The organism is Streptomyces sp. HD (assembly GCF_028369295.1).
Classification (GTDB): domain Bacteria; phylum Actinomycetota; class Actinomycetes; order Streptomycetales; family Streptomycetaceae; genus Streptomyces.
This window is the reverse complement of record NZ_JAQMYP010000044.1, coordinates 38,176-50,898: the sequence shown is the minus strand read 5'-3', so window position 1 is coordinate 50,898 and position 12,723 is coordinate 38,176. Positions and strand designations below refer to the sequence as shown.

Genomic DNA, 12,723 nt, shown 5'->3' with positions numbered 1-12,723 from the left:
TCGGGGGGTGTTCGAGCACGCGTCTCACCGTACGTCGCGGTCGGCGCCCGGCGCGCTTCGAGGGGGCCGAGCGGGTCACTGACCAGCGGAAATCGCTCGGATCCGGAGCGGGAGACGGCGAAGCGGAGGATGCCGGCGAGAACCGGGAGCACCGTGCCGGCGTGATGGTGATCAGCGGCCCAGTCCGGGCCGTGGATCCGAGAGCGGAGTCGGTGCTGTGACGGAAGTGGCCAAGGACTTACGGGAGGCCGGGTCGGAGTACGACGGTCGGAGCCTGTGGCGTCAGCGGGACTTCATGCTGCTGTGGAGTGGGCAGTCGGTCAGTGAGATGGGGTCGGCGGTCACCCAGGTCGCTCTGCCGCTGGTCGCGGTCGTCGCGCTCAAGGCGAGCACGTTCCAGGTCGGGCTGCTGACCGCCGCCACCACGGCGGCGTTCGCGCTGATCGCGCTGCCCGCGGGCGCGCTCGTGGACCGCGGCTCCAAACGGTCCGTCATGCTCGTCTGCAACATCCTCCGCCTGCTGATCATCGGCTCGGTACCGCTGACGGCCGCGCTCGGCACCGTGACGATGGCCCAGCTCTACGTCGTCGCTGTCGCAGCCGGCGTGTGCACGGTGTTCTTCGACGTCGCGTACCAGAGCTATGTGCCGTCGCTGATCCGCGCCGATCTCCGGATGGACGCCAACGGCAAGCTGGCGACCACGCAGGCGTTCGCGCAGCTCGGGGGTCCCAGTCTGGGCGGGGGGCTGGTCGCGGCGTTCGGCGCGGCGGGGGCGATGGCGGCCGACGCGATCTCGTACGCGGTCTCGGTCTTCTCGATGTCCGGCATCAGGACGCGCGAGGAGCCGCCGCCCGCGCGACGCGAGGACGAGACGTTGCGGAGCCAGATCGCCGAGGGACTGAGATTCGTGGTCCGGCACCGGATACTGCGGCGGATCGTGGCGTGTACGAGCACCGCGAACCTGTTCTCCGGCATGACGTCGGCGCTGGCGATGGTCTTCCTGATCCGGGTGCTGCATGTGAGTCCCGCGCTGACCGGGCTGATCCTGGCGGGCTCGGCCGTCGGCGCGATCGCGGGCGGAGTGTTCGCCGGCCGGCTCGCCAAGAGGATCGGCTCGGCTCGGATCATCTGGGTGTCGATGCTGGTGTTCAGCGCGCCACAGGTCATCGCGGCCGCCGCCTGGCGCGGCTGGGGGGTGCTGCTGTTCCCGCTGGGCTGGGGCATCACGGGCTTCTCCGTGATGGTGTACAACGTCGCGCAGCTCAGCTATCGGCAGTCGGTGACGCCGCCGGAGCTGATGGGCCGGATGAACGCGGCCGTGCGCTGGGTCGCGTGGGGCACGCTGCCGGTCGGCGGCGTCCTCGGCGGGGCGCTGGGGACCTTGATCGGGGTGCGGCCCACACTCTGGCTGGCCTTCGTCGGTACGTGGGCGGCCGGCTGGTTCGTGTTCTTCTCCCCGCTCCGCCACATGCGCGATGTTCCCCAACCCGCGCCCACCGCCGTTCAGCCGGGCCGGGACGGCGACGGGTGACCGGCTCACCCCGGTCCCCCGGGTCCGGCCCAGGATCAGCTCCCCTACGCCCCCTGCTCCCGCGCGCCTACACGCCCGCCCCTACACGCCCGCCACGTCCAGCAGCGTCCCGGCCAGGTAAGTGACCCCCATCGCCAGCGCCCCGCCCGCCGCATTGCGCAGCACCGCGCGTGGGGGCGCGGCGCCGCCCAGGCGGGCGCTGCTCCAGCCGGTGAGGGCGAGTGCGGCCAGGACGGAGGCGACGGTGACCGGCAGCCGCCAGTCCGCCGACGGCAGCACCATCGCGAGCAACGGCAGCAGCGCCCCGGCCGTGAACGCCACGAAGCTCGCCCACGCCGCGTGCCACGGGTTGGTCAGCGCGTCCGGGTCGATACCGAGCTCCACGCGCGCGTGCGCCCTGAGCGCGTCCCGCTCCGTCAGCTGGACGGCCGCCTCCATGGCCACGTCCCGGGACAGCCCACGGCGCCGGAGCAGTCCCGCCAGCTCCTCCAGCTCCGCCTCGGGCCGCTCCCGCAGTTCCCGCTTCTCCTGGGCCAACGCGGCCCGCTCCGAGTCGCGTTGGGTGGACACCGAGACGTACTCCCCCGCCGCCATCGACATCGACCCGGCGAGCAGCCCGGCCAGCCCGGCGGTGAGGAGGGCCGAGCGGTCGTCCGTCGCGCCGGCCACACCGACGACGAGTCCCGCGGTCGACACGATGCCGTCGTTCGCCCCGAGAACGGCCGCCCGCAGCCAGTTCAGCCGCTCGCTCAGTGCGCCGCCGTGGGCCTCGTCATGCGTTGCTTCGGTCACATGCGGAGGATCGCACCGCAGGGGACATCCCGGACGTACCGACGCTCCCGGGCGGGCACCGGGCCCGGCACGGTACGGCAACACCGGGTACACGCCGACCGGTTGACGCCCGCGTGTTCGCCGGGTTCGAACAGGCGGACGCGGCAAGGCACCTGACGGTCAGGGCTGTCAGTGGCGGCCCGTATCCTCAGTGACCATGCTCGAAGACCGTACGACCGCAGCGCCCTCCCCCCATGCGTGGCCGGCCGCGTATCCCCAGGGATACGCGGTCGTTGACGTGGAGACCACGGGCCTGGCCCGGGACGACCGGATAATCTCCGCGGCCGTCTACCGGCTGGACGCGCGCGGCGAGGTCGAGGACCACTGGTACACCCTGGTCAACCCGGAGCGGGACCCGGGCCCGGTCTGGATCCACGGTCTGACGAGCGACGTGCTCGAAGCGGCCCCCCTCTTCACCGACATCGTCGAGGAGTTCTCGAACCGGCTCGACGGCCGGGTGCTCGTCGCGCACAACGCGGTCTTCGACTGGCAGATGATCGCGCGGGAGTACGCGCGCGCGGAGCGCGAGGCCCCGGTACGGCAGCGGCTGTGCACCATCGCGCTGTCCAAGGAGCTGAGCCTGCCGCTGCCCAACCACAAGCTGGAGTCGCTGGCCGCGCACTTCGGCGTCGTACAGCAGCGCGCGCACCACGCGCTGGACGACGCGCGCGTGCTGGCGGAGGCGTTCCGGCCGAGCCTGCGGGCCGCGGCGGCGGGCAGTGTGCGGCTGCCGCTGCAGGAGTGCCGGCCGCTGACCGAGTGGCGGGACACCGCCACGCCCCGGATCGGACAGCAGGCGGGCGGGCACGGCGGTTACAGCGGGTACCGGCCGACCAGTTGGCGCCCGTCCCGGAAGAGGCCCGCCTGCCCCTACCCCAACCCCGGGCGCTACGAAGAGGGCAGAAGGCTCAAACAGGGCATGCGGGTGGCCTTCTCCGGGGACACGTCGGTCGAGCGCGACCTGCTGGAGGACCGTGCGATCGAGGCCGGGCTGCATGTGTCGACGAGCCTGTCCCGGATGACCAGCCTGCTCGTCACGAACGACCCGGACGCGAGCACCTCGAAGGTGGTCAAGGCCCGGCAGTACGGGACGCCGGTGGTGGACGAGGCCGCGTTCGGGCAGCTCCTCAGGGACGTGGAACCGGCGTCGGAGCAGTGACCGTACGGACGGGTGATTGCCGCGCGACTCGCCCCGAGCCCCCTCGCCCGGACCGCGACGACGGCTCACCCTGTGGCGCATGGCGACATGTGAAGTATGCGGAAACGACTACGGCATGAGCTTCGAGGTGCACGCGCAGGGCGCGGTGCACGTCTTCGACTGCTTCTCCTGTGCGATCCACCGTATGGCCCCGGTCTGCGAGCACTGCCGCGTCCAGATCATCGGGCAGGGCGTCGAGGTCGAGGGTCACTGGTACTGCGGCGCCCACTGCGCCCGCGCGGAGGGGAAGGTGGGGATCGTCGACAAAGTGTGACCCCGGCCGGGCCCCCACCGCCGCCCGTCCGGACCGGTACCCGCCTGAAGACACCCCACGACCGAGTTGTACGGTCGTGGGGTGTACCGCTTCCTGTTGTCCCGGCAGTGGGTGATCCTCACGCTGGTCGCCCTGCTCCTCATCCCCACGATGATCAGGCTGGGCATCTGGCAGATGCACCGCTACGAGGAGCGCTCCGCCCGCAACCAGCTGGTCGACGACGCGCTGGGCGCCAAGTCGGTCCCCGTGGAGGAGCTGACGTCCCCGGGGCACACCGTCACCACGAAGCAGCGGTACCGCACCGTGACGGCCGAGGGCCGTTTCGACACCGATCGGGAAGTCGTGGTCAGGCGGCGCGTCAACGCCGACGAGGAGGTCGGCTTCCACGTCCTCACCCCCCTCGTCCTGACGGACGGCAAGGTCGTGCTGGTCAACCGCGGCTGGATCCCCGCCGACGGCCCCAGCCAGACGGCGTTCCCCAAGGTCCCCGCCCCGCCGAGCGGCCGGGTCACCGTCACCGGGCGCCTGATGCCCGACGAGACGACCGAGGCGAGCGGCATCAAGAACCTCAAGGGCCTCCCCGACCGGCAGGTCATGCTGATCAACAGCGAGCAGGAGGCCCGGCGCCTCGACGCCCGGGTGCTCGGCGGCTACGTCGTGCAGACGACACCCGAGCCCAAGGGCGACACCCCGGAGCTGATCGGGAGGCCCGGCGACGAGAACGCCCCGCTGAACTACGCGTACGCCATCCAGTGGTGGCTGTTCGCGGCAGGCGTTCCCCTCGGCTGGTTCATCCTGGCCCGCCGCGAGGCCCGCGACCAGGCGAAGCCGGCCGCACCGGAGGAGTCGGAGACGACGCCGGCCCCGGTGTAGCACGGGGCGCCGCCCGGCAGGAGCGGCGCGGTAGGAGCGGCGCGGTAGGAGCGGCGCGGTAGGAGCGGCGCGGTAGGAGCGGCGCGGCCCCGCCGGCCTGGCAGCTCGCGCCACGGCACCAGCCGCGAGGGCCCTTTTGCCCCGGCAGCTCGGCCTGACGCCAGCTGTGAGGGCCCCGTCACGTCCCCCGTCCGGTCGTCTGGTCCCGCCAGTAGCGGAAAGTGCGTTCCGGTGCAGGCAGCAGGTCCCACGGGTGGGCGGTCATATGGCGGCCGATGCGCCGGAAGACGAGGGCCGCCTCGTCCGGGCGGTGGGCTCGGGACAGGGCGAAGGCCAGGACGTTGAGGTCGGCGACGGCTTCGGCGTGAGGTGTGGCGGCGGCGCGGAACCACCGGGACAGGGCCGTGTCGATCTCCTGCACCGCCCTGGGTTCGCTCCAGTGAGCGTTCTCGCCGAGCCCGTCGAGCGCCGACTGCTCCGACCGCGCCTGGCGGTGGGCGGCGAGTTCCACCCGGGCCGTCACCGGCAGCAGGGCGACCGGGGATCCGTGCGGTGCCTGGAAGGCTGCCTGCCAGGCGAAGTCCATCATGTCGGGGACCGTGCCGTGGCCGCGCGGGGACAGGTACCGCAGCATCAGGTGGTAGGCCGGTGGACACGGCGGTCCCAGTCGCGGCCGGTGGCGTGCAGCAGGTCGGCCACGGGTTCCCATGCGGGGCTGCTGCGGCCGGCGCCCAAGCCGTGGAGCTGCTGGGTGGGGCGGAGTTCCAGCAGGGTCCGGTGCAGGGGGCTGTCGTCGAGTTCGGGGCGGATCAGTAGGGATGATCGGCGTCTCGGCATCTGGCTCTCGCCGCGGGGGTTTCTGTCTCATGGGCGCGTGCGGGTGGTTCGTGGTTGCTCGCGCAGTTCCCCGCGCCTCTTGGGTACGTGCAGTGGACGTACTCAAGAGGCGCGGGGGCTGGATCGATGTGCGGTGTCAACAGCAGCGACTCTGCGGGTGCTCCTCCCTGTGCAGAGTCCGCAGCACCTCGTACTCCCGTCGGGTCGGCACCGGGGCATGGGGGTGATGGCGACGGTGGCGCTCGCAATAGCGGTCGTACTCGGCCTCCCCGGTCAGCTCGCGCAGATACCAGCGCACCGCCCCGGCCCACCGTCGGACGATCACGACCGGACACCCACGAGCGGCTCACCGGACTGCTCGGGCGCCTCGATACGGGACTCGACGTAGGGCGCCTCGGTCGTCGCCGGCGGATGAGGCGCGCGGACGGCGCGCACGCACACCACCGCGCAGTTGACCAGGACCGTGAGGACCAGCAGGAGGAAGACGGCCATGAGCACACCGTCGACCGTGTTGTTGAGGACGATGGTGTGCATGTCGTCCATGTTCGTGGCGCCCGGCAGCAGCTGACCGTCCTCGATGGCCCGCGCGTACTTGTCCCGCAGGGCGAAGAAGCCGATCGCCGGGTTGTCGGAGAAGATCTTCTGCCAGCCGGCGGTGAAGGTGACGGCCACGTCCCAGGCGAGCGGGATGCCGGTGACCCAGGCCCAGCGCAGCTTGCCGGACTTGATCAGCACGGTGGTGGTGACGGCCAGGGCCACCGCGGCGAGCAGCTGGTTGGCGATGCCGAACAGCGGGAAGAGCTGCTTGATGCCGCCGAGCGGGTCGGTGACACCGGCGTAGAGGAAGTAGCCCCAGGCGCCGACGACCAGGGCGCTGGTGATCCAGATGCCGGGCTTCCAGGTGACCCGGCCGATCGGCTTCCAGACGTTGCCGAGCATGTCCTGGAGCATGAAGCGGCCGACGCGGGTGCCGGCATCCACCGTGGTGAGGATGAACAGCGCCTCGAACATGATCGCGAAGTGGTACCAGAAGGCCTTCATCCCGGCGCCGCCGAGCACCCCGGAGAAGATCTCCGACATGCCCACGGCGAGCGTGGGCGCGCCACCCGAGCGGCCGATCAGGGTCTCCTCCTCGACCGCCTGCGCCGCGGCCGTCAGCTGGTCCGGGGTGATGGTGAAGCCGAGGTTCTTCACCGCCTCTGCGGCGCTGTCCACGGTCGGGCCGAGCAGGGCGGCCGGGGAGTTCATGGCGTAGAACAGGCCGGGTTCGAGCACGCAGGCGGCGATCAGCGCCATGACGGCGACGAAGGACTCCGTGAGCATGGAGCCGTAGCCGATCAGCCGGACCTGGGACTCCTTCTCGATCAGTTTCGGCGTGGTGCCGGAGGAGACCAGGGCGTGGAAGCCGGACAGGGCGCCGCAGGCGATGGTGATGAAGAGGAAGGGGAACAGGGAACCGGCGAACACCGGTCCGGCGCCGCTCGACGCGAACTCCGTCACCGGCTCGGCCCTGAGGTTCGGGGCGGCGATCAGCACCCCGACGGCCATCAGGGCGATGGTGCCGACCTTCATGAAGGTCGACAGGTAGTCGCGGGGCGCCAGCAGCATCCACACCGGGAGTACGGAGGCGACGAAGCCGTAGCCGACCAGGCAGAAGACGAGGGTCTCGGGGCTCCAGACGAAGTACTCGGCGAGCGAGGAGTCCTGGATCCAGCCGCCGCCGAGGATGGCGAGCAGCAGCAGGGTCACACCGATGAGACTGGTCTCCACGACCCGGCCGGGGCGCAGACAGCGCAGGTAGAAGCCCATGAAGAGGGCGATCGGGATGGTCATGGAGACCGAGAAGGTGCCCCATGCCGACTCCGCCAGCGCGTTGACGACGACCATCGCGAGCACCGCGAGCAGGATGATCATGATGGCGAAGACGCCGATCAACGCGGCGGCGCCGCCCACCTTGCCGATCTCGTCCCGGGCCATCTGGCCGAGGCTCTTGCCGTCCCGGCGCATGGAGAGGAACAGGACGATCATGTCCTGCACCGCACCGGCGAAGATCACGCCGGCGATGATCCAGATCGTGCCCGGCAGATAGCCCATCTGTGCGGCCAGGACCGGGCCGACCAGCGGGCCGGCGCCGGCGATCGCCGCGAAGTGGTGGCCGAACAGCACCCTCTTGTCGGTGGGGTGGTAGTCGACACCGTCCTCCAGGCGTTCGGCCGGGGTGGCGCGGGTGTCGTCGACCTGGAGGACCTTCCGGGCGATGAACCGGGAGTAGAAGCGGTAGGCGATCGCGTACGAGCCGAGGGCCGCCACGACCAGCCAGACGGCCGAGATGTCCTCACCCCGGGACAGGGCGAGCACGGCCCAGCCGAGGGCGCCGGCGAGGGCGACGGCGCTCCAGATCGCCACCGACTTAGGCGACATCGGTGATTTTTCCGGCGCTCCGCGGCGGGATTCGGGCACGGCTGAGGTGGGCATGGCGACTCCTGACCTGGACAAGGGGGTGCAGCAGAGGAAGCAGAGGTACGAATCAGCGATGTCGGTCCGTCAGCGCATACGCCGCCAGCAGACAGAGGCCGCACCCCGGTACCCAGAGGAGTTGGTACCAATAGAAGAACGGCGTGCCGGCCAGTTTCGGTTCAGCACCGGCGTACCAGGGGACCCACAGCAGTCCTGCCGCGGGCGCGAGAAGCAGTACGGCGATCGCGACACGCCGTAGCCGGTGATGACCGGTCCGTGCCATGGCCTGCGCTCCTCTCCCGCTCGCTGTCGGTCTGTGCAAGAGTTGCCCACCCCCTCGGACCGGTTGACAGCGAATTTCCAGGAAATTTCCCGCCGGTTCCCTGTCCTCCGTTCCGGCCGCCCGCGCAACTCTCCCGCGAGGGCACAGGCACACCAAGGACGGTGACCCATGGCCGACGGCGCCATGACCGCGACGTTTCTCGCCGTGATCGGCGGGGCGTCGCTGCTCGCCGTCACGGCGCGGCGGCTGCGCCCCAGCGACCGGCTTCCCGCGCTGGAGGGCTGGGCGCTGGCCGACCGCAGCCTCGGCCCGGTGTGGACGTGGCTGCTGCTGGGCGGCACGATCTTCACCGCGTACACCTTCGCCGCCGTGCCGGGTCTGGCGTACGGCAACGGCGCGCCCGCCTTCTTCGCGGTGCCCTACACGGTGATCGTCTGCCCGTTGGCCTTCGTGCTGCTGACCCGGCTGTGGACCGTGGCCGATCGGCACGGCTATGTCACGGCGGCCGACTTCGTGCGCGGCCGGTACGGCTCACCGCCGCTGGCCCTGGTGGTCGCGCTGACCGGGATCCTCGCGACGATGCCGTATCTCGCGCTGCAACTGCTCGGGATACGGGCGATCCTGACGGCCGGCGGTCTGTATCCGCGGGGTGCGGCCGGTGATCTGGCGATGGTGGCGCTGTTCGCCGGGCTGGCCGTCGCCACCTACCGGCACGGGCTGCGTGCCCCCACCGTGATCTCGGCGCTCAAGGCCGTGGCCGTCTTCGTGTCGCTGACCGCGGTGACCTGGCTGGTCCTGGACCGGGTCGGCGGCCCTGGTGCCGTCTTCGACGGTGCGGCCGAGCGCCTCGGCGGCCCGGCGCTGCTCCTCACCCCCGAGCAACAGCCCGCCTACGCCACCCTCGCCCTCGGCTCCGCGCTCGCCCTGCTGATGTACCCGCATGTGCTGACCGCCGGTTTCGCCGCCGACGGCCCCCGCACCCTGCGCAAGGCGGCCGTGTCGCTGCCCGCCTGGACCGGGCTGCTCGCCCTCTTCGGCTTCCTCGGCATCGCGGCGCTCGCGACCGGCGTGCGCGCTCCGGCGGGCGGCGCCGAGGCGGCCGTACCGATGCTGGTGGACCGGCTGATGCCGGCGCCGCTGGCCGGGCTGGTGTTCGGGGCGATCACCGTGGGGGCGCTGGTCCCGGCGGCGGTCATGTCGATCGCGGCGGCCACCAGTTTCGTACGCAATGTGTATGTCGAATACGTCCATCCGACGGCCACGCCCAAGCGGCAGGTGCGCATCGCCAAGGCGGTGTCGCTCACCGCGAAGGTGGGCGCGGTGGCGTTCGTGTTCGGGCTGCGCGACCAGGACGCCATCAACCTCCAGCTGCTCGGCGGGGTCTGGATCCTGCAGATCTTCCCGGCGGTCGCGGTGGGACTGTTCACCGGGCGGCTGCATCCACGGGCGCTGCTCGCCGGGTGGGCCGTGGGCATGGTCGCCGGAACCTACCTGGTCGTACGGGAGGGCTTCTCGTCGATCGTGGCGCTCGGCTCCGGACCGGAGATCTACGCCGGGCTCGCCGCCCTGCTGCTCAACCTGGTCGTCGCCGTGGCCGGGACCGCGGTACTCGAACGTCTGGGCGTCCCGCGCGGCGCCGATCTGACCGACCTGCCGTCACGCCTGAGCGTCAGACGGCGCCCCGAGACGGGAGCGAACAACCCGTGAGACAGCATTTGAGACCAGAGGGCGGCGGCCCACCGGTACCGGCCGTGCCGCTCGCCCCCGCGGTGAGCGACCCGGCGGACCTGGAGCGCGAGGCCGGTCTGGCCCGCCTGTTCGAGCTGAACTACGCGTCGATGCTGCGCCTCGCCGTCCTGCTCGGCGCCGACGACCCGGAGAACGTCGTGGCGGAGGCCTACTACCAGATCTACCGGAAGTGGCGGCGCCTGAGGGACACCGAGGCGGCGGAGGCGTATCTGCGCTCCACCGTGTGCAATCTGACGCGGATGCGGATACGGCATCTCCAAGTGGCCCGCAAGCATGTGGAGAAGCCGGCCGACGAGCTCGTCGCCTCGGCCGAGAGCACCGCGCTGCTGCGGGACGACCAGCGGGTTCTGATCGACTCGTTGCAGCAGCTGCCGGCCCGCCAGCGCGAAGCGCTGGTGCTGCGGCACTGGCTCGGGCTGAAGGAGAGCGAGATCGCCGCGGCGATGGGGATCTCCTGCGGTTCCGTCAAAACCCATACGGCGCGCGGCCTCGCCGCCCTGACCCAGGCGATGGAGGCCCGGCGATGACGCATCGAGATGCGACCGGGTCGCGTGGCACCGGTCCGGACCACACCGAGCGGGAACTGCGCGAGGCGCTGGCCGCGCTCGCCGACGGGGTACGGCCCCCGCCCGACGCCTATCGCACGGCGCGCGGCGAGTGGCTGCGCCGGGAACGCCGGCGCCGGCTCGTGCTCGCCGTCCTCATCGCGGTCGTGTTCGCCCTGGCCACTCTGATCGGCCTGTGGGTCCTCAACCAGGCCCCGACGGACCCCGGCGTCATCTTCTCCGGCACCGGATCGACCGCCGCCATGCCACTCCCGCGGCCCCTCCCCTGACGCATCACTCCCCCGGCCCCCACCTGGATTGGCCCACCGGCCCTCGGGGAACCCGCACTTGCGTGCACCCCCGCATCGAGGACTACGCCCTCATCGGCGACGAGCAGACGGCCGCCCTGATCAGCAGGGACGGCTCCGTCGACTGGCTGTGCCTGCCGCGCTTCGACTCGGGTGCCTGTTTCGCCAAACTCCTCGGCCACAAGGACAACGGCCACTGGCGTATCGCCCCCAAGCACACCAAGGGCCCCTGCACCCGGCGCGCCTACCGCCCGGACACCCTGGTGCTGGACACCGAGTGGGAGACCGCCGACGGCGCGATCCGCGTCACCGACCTGATGCCCCAGCGCGACCACGCCCCCGACCTCGTGCGCATCGTGGAGGGCCTGCACGGCCGCGTCACCGTGCGCAGCACCCTGCGGATCCGCTTCGACTACGGCTCGATCGTGCCCTGGGTGCGCAAGTCCCGCGGCCACCGGGTGGCCGTCGCGGGCCCGGACTCGGTCTGGCTGCGCAGCGAGCCCGAAGTCCACACCTGGGGCGAGGACTTCGGCACCCACTCGGAGTTCACGGTCGAGAAGGGCGAGAAGGTGGCGTTCGTCCTCACCTGGCACCCCTCGCACGAGCCGCGCCCACCGCTCGTCAACCCGCACAAGGCGCTGCGCGCCAGCGTCCGCGACTGGCAGAAGTGGTCGGGCCGCTGCCACTACGACGGCCCCTACCGCGACGCCGTCATCCGCTCCCTGATCACCCTCAAGGCCCTCACCTACCGGCCGACCGGCGGCATCGTCGCCGCCCCCACCACGTCCCTGCCCGAGGAGCTGGGCGGCGTCCGCAACTGGGACTACCGCTACTGCTGGCTGCGTGACTCCACCCTCCTGCTGAACGTGGGGCTGTCGGCGGGCTACCGGGAGGAGGCGGAGTCCTGGCGCGACTGGTTGCTGCGCGCGGTCGCGGGTGACCCGGCCGACCTGCAGATCATGTACGGCCTGGCGGGCGAGCGGCGACTGCCCGAGTTCGAGGTGCCGTGGCTGTCCGGCTTCGCCGGCTCCGCGCCCGTACGCATCGGCAACGAGGCCGTGAACCAGCTTCAGCTGGACGTGTACGGCGAGGTCATGGACACACTGGCGCTGGCCCGGCACGAGGGCCTGCCCATCAAGCCGCACATGTGGGCGATCCAGTCCGCCCTGATGGAGTGGCTGCGCACGGAGTGGAGGCAGCCGGACGAGGGGCTGTGGGAGGTACGCGGCGGCCGCCGGCACTTCGTGCACTCGAAGGTGATGGTGTGGGTGGCCGCGGACCGCGCGGTGCGCACCCTGGAGCTGAACCCCGGTCTGGAGGGCGACCTCGACGGCTGGCGCGAGTTCCGCGACGAGGTGCACCGCGAGGTGTGCGAGAAGGGCTACGACGCCGAGCGCAACACCTTCACGCAGTCCTACGGCTCCCAGGAACTCGACGCCGCCCTGCTGCTGATCCCGCGCGTGGGCTTTCTGCCGCCCGACGACCCGCGCGTCGTCGGCACCATCGACGCGATCCGCGCCGAGCTCAGTCATGACGGCTTCCTGCGCCGCTACGGCGTGGACGGCACGACCGTCGACGGACTGCCGGGCGGCGAGGGCACGTTCCTGGCCTGCTCGTTCTGGCTCGCGGAGGCGCTGCACATGACGGGCCGCACCCAGGAGGCGCACGAGCTGTTCGACCGGCTGGTGGGCCTCGCCAACGACGTGGGCCTGCTGTCCGAGGAGTACGACCCCGTCGCCGGCCGCCAGCTCGGCAACTTCCCTCAGGCCTTCAGCCACATCGGCCTGGTGCACACCGCCCTCGCCCTGTTCGGGGCGGACCGGGCAGGATAGGGGCC

The 12,723-nt window shown here is 71.4% G+C and carries 14 protein-coding genes; 8 read left to right on the top strand and 6 right to left on the bottom strand.

The genetic code is table 11. The features are described 5' to 3' along the window. Positions 1–217 precede the first annotated feature (217 nt). Positions 218–1,531, top strand: a complete 1,314-nt coding sequence (locus POF73_RS33790) for an MFS transporter (RefSeq protein ID WP_272122865.1) — start codon at positions 218–220, stop codon at positions 1,529–1,531. A gap of 81 nt (positions 1,532–1,612) precedes the next feature. On the opposite strand, the gene POF73_RS33785 is transcribed toward POF73_RS33790, so the two are convergent. Then, positions 1,613–2,323 carry a VIT1/CCC1 transporter family protein gene (locus tag POF73_RS33785; protein WP_272122864.1) on the bottom strand — a complete coding sequence of 237 codons (711 nt, stop codon included), beginning with the start codon at positions 2,321–2,323 and terminating at the stop codon, positions 1,613–1,615. A gap of 196 nt (positions 2,324–2,519) precedes the next feature. Between POF73_RS33785 and POF73_RS33780 the strand changes: the two genes are divergently transcribed. From POF73_RS33780 to POF73_RS33770, 3 genes are all read left to right on the top strand, one after another. Further along, positions 2,520–3,521, top strand: a complete 1,002-nt coding sequence (locus tag POF73_RS33780) for a DEDDh family exonuclease (protein ID WP_272122863.1) — start codon at positions 2,520–2,522, stop codon at positions 3,519–3,521. A gap of 79 nt (positions 3,522–3,600) precedes the next feature. Next, positions 3,601–3,834 (top strand): hypothetical protein, encoded by a 234-nt coding sequence (locus tag POF73_RS33775; protein ID WP_272122862.1) that lies wholly within the window; start codon positions 3,601–3,603, stop codon positions 3,832–3,834. An 81-nt stretch (positions 3,835–3,915) separates the two neighbouring features. Then, positions 3,916–4,707, top strand: a complete 792-nt coding sequence (locus POF73_RS33770; RefSeq protein ID WP_272122861.1) for an SURF1 family cytochrome oxidase biogenesis protein — start codon at positions 3,916–3,918, stop codon at positions 4,705–4,707. Positions 4,708–4,885: 178 nt separating this feature from the next. Here POF73_RS33770 and POF73_RS33765 read toward each other — a convergent pair whose 3' ends face one another. The 5 genes from POF73_RS33765 to POF73_RS33745 all read right to left on the bottom strand — a co-directional run bounded on the left by POF73_RS33765 (position 4,886) and on the right by POF73_RS33745 (position 8,284). Continuing rightward, positions 4,886–5,341 (bottom strand): hypothetical protein, encoded by a 456-nt coding sequence (locus POF73_RS33765; protein ID WP_272122860.1) that lies wholly within the window; start codon positions 5,339–5,341, stop codon positions 4,886–4,888. After that, the gene (locus POF73_RS33760; RefSeq protein ID WP_272122859.1) at positions 5,341–5,544 is read right to left on the bottom strand and encodes a hypothetical protein; all 204 of its coding nucleotides are present in this window, start codon (positions 5,542–5,544) and stop codon (positions 5,341–5,343) included. The genes POF73_RS33765 and POF73_RS33760 overlap by 1 nt, the downstream gene beginning before the upstream one ends. A gap of 136 nt (positions 5,545–5,680) precedes the next feature. Then, a complete protein-coding gene (locus POF73_RS33755; protein WP_272122858.1) occupies positions 5,681–5,869 on the bottom strand; it encodes a YbdD/YjiX family protein in 189 nt (62 codons plus the stop codon). Then, the gene (locus POF73_RS33750) at positions 5,866–8,019 is read right to left on the bottom strand and encodes a carbon starvation CstA family protein (protein WP_272122857.1); all 2,154 of its coding nucleotides are present in this window, start codon (positions 8,017–8,019) and stop codon (positions 5,866–5,868) included. The genes POF73_RS33755 and POF73_RS33750 overlap by 4 nt, the downstream gene beginning before the upstream one ends. Positions 8,020–8,071: 52 nt before the next feature. Beyond that, positions 8,072–8,284: a DUF3311 domain-containing protein gene (locus tag POF73_RS33745; RefSeq protein ID WP_272122856.1), complete on the bottom strand. Its 213-nt coding sequence runs from the start codon at positions 8,282–8,284 to the stop codon at positions 8,072–8,074. Positions 8,285–8,452: 168 nt separating this feature from the next. On the opposite strand from POF73_RS33745, the gene POF73_RS33740 reads away from it, so the two are divergent. The 4 genes from POF73_RS33740 (at position 8,453) to POF73_RS33725 (ending at position 12,718) form a co-directional block, all read left to right on the top strand. Next, complete coding sequence (locus tag POF73_RS33740) at positions 8,453–9,991, top strand: sodium:solute symporter family protein (RefSeq protein ID WP_272122855.1); 1,539 nt, start codon at positions 8,453–8,455, stop codon at positions 9,989–9,991. Beyond that, complete coding sequence (locus POF73_RS33735) at positions 9,988–10,560, top strand: sigma-70 family RNA polymerase sigma factor (protein ID WP_443049677.1); 573 nt, start codon at positions 9,988–9,990, stop codon at positions 10,558–10,560. Before POF73_RS33740 ends, POF73_RS33735 begins: the two co-directional genes overlap by 4 nt. Continuing rightward, on the top strand, positions 10,557–10,868 hold the full coding sequence (locus POF73_RS33730; RefSeq protein WP_272122854.1) for a hypothetical protein: 312 nt from the start codon (positions 10,557–10,559) through the stop codon (positions 10,866–10,868). Before POF73_RS33735 ends, POF73_RS33730 begins: the two co-directional genes overlap by 4 nt. 62 nt (positions 10,869–10,930) lie before the next feature. Continuing rightward, positions 10,931–12,718, top strand: a complete 1,788-nt coding sequence (locus POF73_RS33725; protein WP_272122853.1) for a glycoside hydrolase family 15 protein — start codon at positions 10,931–10,933, stop codon at positions 12,716–12,718. Positions 12,719–12,723: the final 5 nt, after the last annotated feature.